Consider the following 8,034-nt stretch of genomic DNA (forward strand, 5'->3'; position numbering starts at 1 on the left):
GTTCGGGGTCGGCGGCGGGCCCTGCGGCGGCGTCGCCTGGGGCGACCCGGCCCCATAGGGCGGCGGCGGCTCGACGGGATCCACGGCTCCTATCCTGCCCCGCGCAGCCCCTCAACCAACCCGTGGGCGGCGGCCCGCGCGCCCCCAATGAGGTTGAATCATGGTTGTGACCACCAGCACCCGCTCCCGCAAGCCCACCGGACCCGACGCCGCGTGCGTCGAAGCCGTCGACCTCGCACGCGCCGCCGCGACCGAGGCCGCCCCTGGCGAGGTCGGTGAGCACCTAGGCGTCGAGGCCGAGGACGAGCGCCTGGTCACCCACCGTTTCGCCACCACCAACCCTGGCTACCTGGGCTGGCACTGGGCCGTCACGGTGACCCGCGCCTCCCGGGCCAAAGAGGTCACGATCGACGAGGTCGTGCTGTTACCCGGCGAGACGGCGGTGCTCGCGCCGCCGTTCGTGCCCTGGGCCGAGCGCCTGCGCCCCGGTGACCTCGGGCCGGGCGACATCCTCCCGCCTCCGGAGAATGACGACCGGCTGCTCCCCGGCTACACCGGCCAGACCGACTCCCCGTACGACCCGGCCGACGGCGACGCCTACGCCGGCGAGGCCGACCTGGTCGCCGACGAGCTCGGCCTCGGCCGGGCCCGGGTGCTGTCCCCGGTGGGCCGCGCGGACGCCACCGACCGCTGGTACTCCGGCGAGCGCGGGCCCGAAGCCCCCATCGCCACCGCGGCCCCCGCGCAGTGCGCTACCTGCGGTTTCCTGCTCGCGATGGCCGGCTCGATGGGCCGGGTGTTCGGGGTCTGCGCCAACGAGTACGCCCCGGACGATGCCAAGGTGGTCTCCTTCGACCACGGCTGCGGCGCCCACTCCGAGGCGGTCGCCACTCCGGGCGGGCTGGCCGAGCGCCCGCCGCTGCTCCTCGACCACGTCGACTACGACCTGGTGGTGCTCGACGACGTTGCCGAGGTCGTCGAGGTGTCCGCGGCGGAGGCCGCCGAGGGGGTGGCCGAGGTCGAGGAGGACGACGTCGAGGCCGTGACGGCCGCCGTGGTCGAGATCGACGATGTGCCCGAGGGGGACCTGCTCGTCGAGGTCGTCACCGAGGACGAGACCGAGGACTTCACCTCGGAGCGTTAGGGGGAATCGTCGGCGGCGCGACGGCGCCGGCGACCCGTGCTCCCCCCGCGGGCCTCGACGCGCTTGCGGACCAGCCACCAGCCCCACAGGCCGAGGCCCAGCCCCGCCGCGGCGGTCCACAGGTACCACTCGTTGCCGTGGTCCTCGAGCCGGCCGTGGAAGACGAAGAGCCCGAGCCAGGCGACGAACCACAGCGCGCTGCCGACCGCGATCACCAGCGACTCGTCGATCTCCATCGGCTCGGGATCCGGGCGTCGCTCGGGTCGGACCCCGCGCGCCCGCCTGCCTGCCATGGCGGTCACCCTATGCCGCGGGCCTCGTGGAACGATGAGGGCGAGCGTCCATCTCGATCACCGGAGCCGAAACCGTGTCTGACCTGCGCGAACGCAGCATCGAGATCGTCAAGACCTACGGCCTGGTGCACCGCGAGGAGCCGTTCCAGCTGGCCTCCGGTGAGCTCTCGCACGACTACATGAACGGCAAGCGGGCGCTCGCGGCCGGCGACCGGCTCAAGACCGCGTGCGAGGCGATCGTCGAGTTGGCCGCCGAGACCGGCATCGAGTACGACGCCGTCGGCGGTCTCACCCTGGGTGCCGACTGCTACGCCTACGGGATCGCGATGCTGACCGGCAAGGACTGGTTCGTCGTCCGCAAGCAGCAGAAGGACCACGGCGCGCAGAAGCGGGTCGAGGGCGCCGAGCTCGGCCCGGGCGTGCGGGTGCTGCTGGTCGACGACGTCGTCACCACCGCCGGCTCGATCCTGCAGGCCCTCGACGTGGTCACCGAGCTCGGCGGCGAGGTCGTGCTCGCGGTCACCCTGGTCGACCGCGGCGACGTCGGCCGGGTGAAATTCGCCGACCGCGGCGTCCCCTACGCCCCCCTGATGACCTACGCCGACCTGGGCATCAAGCCCGTCGGCGGCGCCGCCTCCGCCTGAAAACGGCGACTCTGGTCGCGTGCCCGGGGTATCGCGCGGCGCTGATAGCCCGGCGCGCCCGCCAGAGTGCGGGCTCGGCCGGAATGCGCCCCGCATCAAGTTCGTTAGCCTAAGTAATGAGTTACCCTCGACGCATGACGACGACGCTCTCCGCCGCTGACCTGGAACTGGCGCACAGCGTCCGGATCGCGATCACCCGGCTCTCGCGGCGGCTGCGCAACCAGCGCGCCGACCTGTCCCTGACCGCGAGCCAGCTTTCCGCCCTCGCGGCGCTCGACCAGCACGGCCCGGTCACCCCCGGGGCCCTCGCCGAGCACGAGAAGGTGCAGCCGCCGTCCATGACGCGTGTGCTCGCAGCGCTGGAGGACAAGGGGCTCGTCGCCAGCGCGCCGCACCCGACCGACGGTCGGCAGAAGGTCGTCCAGGTGACGCCCGCCGCGCACGCGATGCTGGTCGCCGACCGGCGCGCCCGCGAGGAGTGGCTGGCTCAGCGGATGGCCGAGCTCAGCCCGGCCGAGGTCGCCGCCCTGCGTGCGGCCACGCCCGTGCTCGAGAAGCTGATCGCGCCGTGAGCGAGCGCAGCGAGCTCACCAATAGGCACAGTGTCCCGGCGAATGCCGGGTGTTCGCGAGCGAAGCGAGCCCCGGTATGAGTCCCACTTTCGCCTCGCTGCACGTCCCCAACTACCGGCGCTACTTCACCGGGATGGCCGTGTCCAACACGGGTTCCTGGATGCAGCGGGTCGCGCAGGACTGGCTGGTGCTGCAGCTCTCCGGCGGCAGCGCCGTCACCCTCGGCGTCACAACGGCGCTGCAGTTCGCGCCGATCGTTCTGCTGTCCTCCGTCGGCGGGATGGTGGCCGACCGCTACGACAAGCGGAAGCTGTTGTTCATCACGAACGCCGCGCTGGGCGCTCTCGCGCTGGTGCTGGGGGTGCTCGTCCTCAGCGACGTCGCCGCGGTGTGGCACGTGTACGTGCTCGCCGCCGCGCTCGGGGTCGTCGCCGCGCTCGACACCCCGGCCCGCCAGGCGTTCGTGGTCGAGATGGTCGGACGCGAGGACCTGCCCAACGCGGTCGGGCTCAACTCCGCCTCGTTCAACGGCGGTCGCATTCTCGGCCCGGCCATCGCCGGTCTGCTGATCGAGGCCTTCGGCGGCGACACCGGCTGGGTGTTCCTGATCAACGCTGTCACCTACCTGGCACCGGTGATCGCGCTACACCGGATGCGGGTCGAGGACCTGCAGCGCAGCGAGCTCGCCCCTCGCGGCCGGGGTCAATTGCGCGAGGGCATCCGCTACGTGCGCGGCCGCCCGGACCTGGTCGCGGTCCTGTGGGTGGTGTTCGCGCTCGGCACCTTCGGGCTGAACTTCCAGATCACCAACGCGCTGATGGCCACCCAGGAATTCGGCAAGGGCGCGGGGGAGTTCGGACTGCTCGGCTCCGCGATCGCCGTCGGATCGTTGGCCGGGGCGTTGCTCGGCGCCCGCCGTGAGCAGGTCCGGGTGCGGCTGGTAATTCTGGGTGGCATCGCGTTCGGGTTGCTGGAGATCGTGGTCGGCCTGATGCCCACCTACGGCTGGTACGCGCTCTCGCTGCCCGCGGTCGGGGTCGCGGCACTGCTGACAACGACGGCCGCGAACTCGGTCATGCAGCTCTCGGTGGCGCCGGCGATGCGCGGGCGGGTGATGGCGCTCTACATCACCGTGCTCTTCGGTGGCACGCCCGTGGGTGCCCCCGTCGTGGGCTGGCTGGCCGAGGAGTACGGCCCCCGCCTGTCCCTGGTGCTGGGCGGGGCGATCACCGCCGCGTCCGCGCTGCTGGCCGGGGTGCTGCTGGCCCGCCGGGCCAACATCACGGTGCGCGCCACGGTCTTCCCGCGGCCGCGGCTCAGCCTGGAGTACGCGGTCAGCGAGCCGGTTCCGTGAGCGAGCGCAGCGAGCTCACCATGAGCATCGATCGCGGCTCCGCGAGGACGACGTCCGTGGCGGTGACGCAGTGAGGCTTTTCGTCTCGATCTCCCCGCCCGCCGAGGCGTTGGATGCGCTCGACGCGGAGCTCGGACCGACTCGCTCCGTCGCCCCGCACGGGCTGCGCTGGACCCGGCCGGAGCAGTGGCACCTCACGCTCGCGTTCCTCGGTGAGGTGCCCGACGCCGACGTGCCGGCGCTGACCGACGGCCTCGCCGCCGCGGTAGGCGAGGCTCCGATCTCGCTGCGCCTGGCCGGCGGCGGCTGTTTCGGTGACCGGGTGCTCTGGGTCGGGTTGGCCGGTGACGTGCACGCGCTGCGCACCCTGGCTGAGTCCACCGGCGGCGCGGCTGCGCAGGCCGGCGTCGCGCTGGAGGACGCCGCGTTCCGACCGCACCTGACGCTCGCCCGAGCGGGCAAGGAGCGGGCCGACCTACGCCCGGCCGCGACCGAGCTCGCCCAGGTCGTCGGTCCCGCGTGGGACGTGCAGGGCGTGCACCTGATGCACAGTCGCCTCGGCGCGGGCCCCGGCGGCAGCGCCGCGCATGAACCGATCGCGACCTGGCCGCGGCGTCAGAGCGGAGGTCGGTAGCGTGGCCGGAGTGGGCGGGCGCAATCGGAAGCTGATCACGGCCGTGCTGATCGTGCTGCTGCTTTCCGTGCTGGCGTCCACCATCGTCGGGATGTTCTGACCGGCAGCGCCCACGCCGCGAACGCCGCGGCGTCGGTCCGGCTGCAGGAGTTCGTCCGGGGCGGATGGGCGCTGGCCCACTCCGCGAACGTCGTGGGGAAAGCCTCGCCGAGCGCGGCCGGCACCTCGGGAGCGGCCCGCTCGATCCCGCGCCGACGCTTGAGCAGCAGGGCGTGGGCCTGGTCCTGGATGCGGCCGGCGTCGAAGCCGGGCGGGGCCGCGCCACCGGCGAGCAGCGCGCGGACCAGCTCTTCCTGGGCAGCAGCCAGATCCTGACGGGCCGTCATGTAGTCTGCACCAGATCCCGGACCCGCCGAATCACGGCCACCTCGGCGGCGATCTCCGCGTCGGTGCCGTAGCGGTCGTCCCACTCGAGCAGCAGCCCGCGTGGACGCAGCTGCTCGCAGGCCCGTCCGAGCAGTTCCAGGACGGGCGGGGCTATCGGGTGGGCGTGGGTGTCGTGGTAGATCCCGTCGTGCTCCACCCCGCCGGCCACGTGCAGATAGGCGACCTGCTCGGCCGGCACGGTGGCCAGGAACTCCGCCGGGTCGGTGCCGGTGTTGCGGGCGTTCGCGTGCAGGTTCGCGACGTCGATCAGCAGCAGGCAGCCGGTCCGCCCGACCAGCTCGGACAGAAACTGAGCCTCCGTCAGCTCGGCGTCCGACCACTGCAGCAGGCACGCGATGTTCTCCAGGGCCAGCGGGACCGGCAGCTCGGCCTGCGCTTCGCGGACGTTGGTCACCAGGACGTCGAGCGCAGCGCGGGTGCGGGGGACCGGCAGCAGGTGCCCGGTGTCCAGACCGCCGGCGTGGGTGAACGCGACGTGGTCGGAGACCAGCGGTGCGTCGAGCGCGGTCGCCACCGCGGCCAGGTGCGCGATCCGTGCCCGGTCCAGCGGTTCGGCGCTGCCGAGGGACAGTGTCACCGCGTGCACGACGGCCGGGACGCCGCGCTCGCGCAGCACGCGCAGCGAGGCCGGCACCGCGGCGGGGTCGATGTGCTCGGCGGTGACCTCGACGAAGTCCACGCCCGCCATCCGCTCGATGGTGAGGTCGATCGCCGACCGCCAGCCGATGCCGATCCCGAGCTCGGGGATCACGAGCCGCCCCCGCAGCCGCCGCCCCCTCCGCAGCCGCTGCTGCTGCCGCACGAGCTGCCGCCGCCACCGCCGACGCCGAACCCGCCGCCGGTCGAGCTGCACCCGACGTAGGGGACGTGGTCCGGTCCGTAGCCTGCGGGTCCGGCGCCGGCGTCGGACCAGGCGTAGCTGCAGGAGACCCCGCCGACTGCGGACGCCTTCCCGGCGAGCAGGGCCCCGGCGACCTCCTCGTCGGGGTAGGCACCGAAGCCGTCGGCGGCGACCACCAACGGCATTGCTCCGACCGCCATCAAAGGCATCAGCCCGGCGCCGGCGAGGCGGTCCTCCAGCATCGACCGGCTCGGCGGGACCGGCCGGCGCAGGCTGAACCCACGGCGCCGCCTCCCGAGGCCGCGCTCCTGCACTGCCACGGCGATCGCCCGGACCGCCGCACCGTCGGACACGGTTCGGATCACCTTCGGCACCGGACGGCTGCTGGTGCCGAGCGCCTCGACGACCTCGGCCTCCAACCGGCTCAATCCGTGCGGCTGCCCGGTCGCGCTCAGCTCACCCTCGCGGCTGATCCGCAGCGCGCCGCGCTCGAGCAGGGCGGCGATCGCCACCTCGACGGCCCGGACCGGGCCGCTCATCACGAAGCCGTACTCCTCCGGGTTCAGAGGCTTGCCGGTCAACCGCGGTCCTCGTGCCATCGGTCAGCTCCCTCCGAAGGGGCAGTGCTTGTTCTGTGTGGCACCTCATTGTGCAGTCCGCAGGTGAATTCAGCTCGTGTGATCTGAACGATTGCGCCGGGCCGCGCGGTTCCCCAGTCCCCAGGACAGTGCGGCGGCCATCGCCGTGAGCGTCGGCGCGAACCACAGCGCCGCCTCGGCGTCCTCGCTCAGGCTGAGCTCGACCGGACGCCCGTTCAGGCTCAAGCCAGACCGTTAGCACACCGAGCGCGGCGATCGGCAACGGCAGGACGAGGTGCGCGGCGCAAGCAGCATCGCCGTGGCCCCGGCGCCGGAGGGGAAGTGGCCGGCGTAGTCGGAGCGGTGCGGGAAGGCGAGCCGGATCAGGAACGCAATCAGGACGATGGCCGCGACGGATCTCCACTGACGGTCCGTCAGTCCGCGCGGCGGGTCAGCGGCACCCGCCCGATCGAGCCCAGCATCGCGACCACCACCGCGAGCAACGGGACCGCGGCCACCGTGAGCAGCAGGTCGCTCCAGGGCACGATCGTCGCGGTGGCGCCGGTGGCCGGTCGGGCCGCTCGGGCGAAGTAGAACCCGAAGCCCAATCCGAGTACGACGCCGATCACCGCGAGCACCAGTGCCTGCGCGCCGGCCAGGCGCCGGCGCCGGCTCGGCGGAGCGCCGATCGCCGAGAGCGTCGCGAGGTCCGGGCGTCCTTCCGCTGCGGAGAGCGCGACGCACATCGCGACCCCTAGCAGAGCGATCAGCGCCGCGGCTCCGGTCAGCCCGACGCGGATGAGGCGGGTGTAGTCCTTCTCCTCGTCCGAGGTGGTCACCGGGATGCCGAGCGCCTGCGCCGCGGCGATCGCCGCGCCGGCCTGCTCGCGCGACTCCGGCGGGTAGCTGAGCAGCGTCGTACTCCGGACGGTGTCCCAGTTCTGCTCCGTCACGAAGGACGGTGGGACGAAGGCGCCCGGCAGCGCGCTGTACGCCTCGTCCCGGGGGAGCGCGACCGCGGGGATCCGCACGGTGTCCTGCTCCCCGGCGTCGCCGACCTGCCCCGTGGCGATCTCGATCGTCCCGTCCGGGCCGAGCGCCTCGGAGTCGAAGACCACCGCCTTGCCGGCATCCAGGGCGGCCTTGGCGGCAGCGGTGTCCGCGACCCGTCCGGAGGCGAGGGCCACCAGGTCGGGGGTCCCGACGGCGACGTCCGGTCCGCTGTCGAGGCCGTAGCCACCCACCAGGAACATCGAGTGCAGGTCGGCGGCCCCGCCCGGCAGGACCGGCCGGTCGACGGGCAGCACCTGCGCGCCGGGAATGGCCTCCTGCACGGCCGCGGTGCCCTGCTCGAGGACTGCCGCGTCCAGGAGGGTGCCCTGGTCGGACAGCGCGATCACGCGGTCCGGGACGGCGTCGGCCTCGAAGCGGTCTTTCCCCTCGCGGTCCGAGGCGATCAGGCAGGAGATCGCGACGGCGCCGCCGACCGCCACCGCGATGGCGGCCGTCGCCGGCCCGGTGCGGTGC

Annotated in this window: 11 protein-coding genes; 5 read left to right on the plus strand and 6 right to left on the minus strand. The window is 73.2% G+C overall.

Annotated elements, in window-relative coordinates:
• Window positions 1-160: 160 nt before the first annotated feature.
• The gene (locus H0X00_RS19040; protein ID WP_293773965.1) at window positions 161-1,144 is read left to right on the plus strand and encodes a DUF3027 domain-containing protein; all 984 of its coding nucleotides are present in this window, start codon (window positions 161-163) and stop codon (window positions 1,142-1,144) included.
• On the opposite strand, the gene H0X00_RS19045 is transcribed toward H0X00_RS19040, so the two are convergent.
• Entirely contained in the window at window positions 1,141-1,437 is a 297-nt protein-coding gene (locus H0X00_RS19045) for a DUF2530 domain-containing protein (protein ID WP_293773967.1), read from the minus strand. The genes H0X00_RS19040 and H0X00_RS19045 overlap by 4 nt on opposite strands.
• Before the next feature lie 74 nt (window positions 1,438-1,511).
• Between H0X00_RS19045 and H0X00_RS19050 the strand changes: the two genes are divergently transcribed.
• From H0X00_RS19050 to thpR, 4 genes are all read left to right on the plus strand, one after another.
• Window positions 1,512-2,081, plus strand: a complete 570-nt coding sequence (locus tag H0X00_RS19050) for a phosphoribosyltransferase family protein (protein ID WP_293773969.1) — start codon at window positions 1,512-1,514, stop codon at window positions 2,079-2,081.
• Window positions 2,082-2,215: 134 nt separating this feature from the next.
• The gene (locus tag H0X00_RS19055; protein ID WP_293773971.1) at window positions 2,216-2,653 is read left to right on the plus strand and encodes a MarR family winged helix-turn-helix transcriptional regulator; all 438 of its coding nucleotides are present in this window, start codon (window positions 2,216-2,218) and stop codon (window positions 2,651-2,653) included.
• A 76-nt stretch (window positions 2,654-2,729) separates the two neighbouring features.
• The gene (locus tag H0X00_RS19060; protein ID WP_293773973.1) at window positions 2,730-4,007 is read left to right on the plus strand and encodes an MFS transporter; all 1,278 of its coding nucleotides are present in this window, start codon (window positions 2,730-2,732) and stop codon (window positions 4,005-4,007) included.
• Window positions 4,008-4,077: 70 nt separating this feature from the next.
• Window positions 4,078-4,641: an RNA 2',3'-cyclic phosphodiesterase gene (gene thpR / locus H0X00_RS19065; RefSeq protein WP_293773974.1), complete on the plus strand. Its 564-nt coding sequence runs from the start codon at window positions 4,078-4,080 to the stop codon at window positions 4,639-4,641.
• A gap of 35 nt (window positions 4,642-4,676) precedes the next feature.
• On the opposite strand, the gene H0X00_RS19070 is transcribed toward thpR, so the two are convergent.
• The 5 genes from H0X00_RS19070 to H0X00_RS19090 all read right to left on the minus strand — a co-directional run.
• The gene (locus tag H0X00_RS19070) at window positions 4,677-5,027 is read right to left on the minus strand and encodes a hypothetical protein (protein WP_293773975.1); all 351 of its coding nucleotides are present in this window, start codon (window positions 5,025-5,027) and stop codon (window positions 4,677-4,679) included.
• Window positions 5,024-5,836 (minus strand): DUF692 domain-containing protein, encoded by an 813-nt coding sequence (locus H0X00_RS19075; protein WP_367186699.1) that lies wholly within the window; start codon window positions 5,834-5,836, stop codon window positions 5,024-5,026. Before H0X00_RS19075 ends, H0X00_RS19070 begins: the two co-directional genes overlap by 4 nt.
• Window positions 5,836-6,510: a TIGR04222 domain-containing membrane protein gene (locus H0X00_RS19080; RefSeq protein WP_293773979.1), complete on the minus strand. Its 675-nt coding sequence runs from the start codon at window positions 6,508-6,510 to the stop codon at window positions 5,836-5,838. The genes H0X00_RS19075 and H0X00_RS19080 overlap by 1 nt, the downstream gene beginning before the upstream one ends.
• Window positions 6,511-6,597: 87 nt before the next feature.
• Window positions 6,598-6,753 carry a hypothetical protein gene (locus tag H0X00_RS19085; RefSeq protein WP_293773980.1) on the minus strand — a complete coding sequence of 52 codons (156 nt, stop codon included), beginning with the start codon at window positions 6,751-6,753 and terminating at the stop codon, window positions 6,598-6,600.
• A gap of 188 nt (window positions 6,754-6,941) precedes the next feature.
• Window positions 6,942-8,034: FtsX-like permease family protein (locus H0X00_RS19090; protein ID WP_293773981.1), on the minus strand; the 1,093-nt coding region annotated here is incomplete at its 5' end.

It is taken from the genome of Sporichthya sp., from assembly GCF_013815995.1.
In the GTDB taxonomy this organism is placed as follows: domain Bacteria; phylum Actinomycetota; class Actinomycetes; order Sporichthyales; family Sporichthyaceae; genus Sporichthya.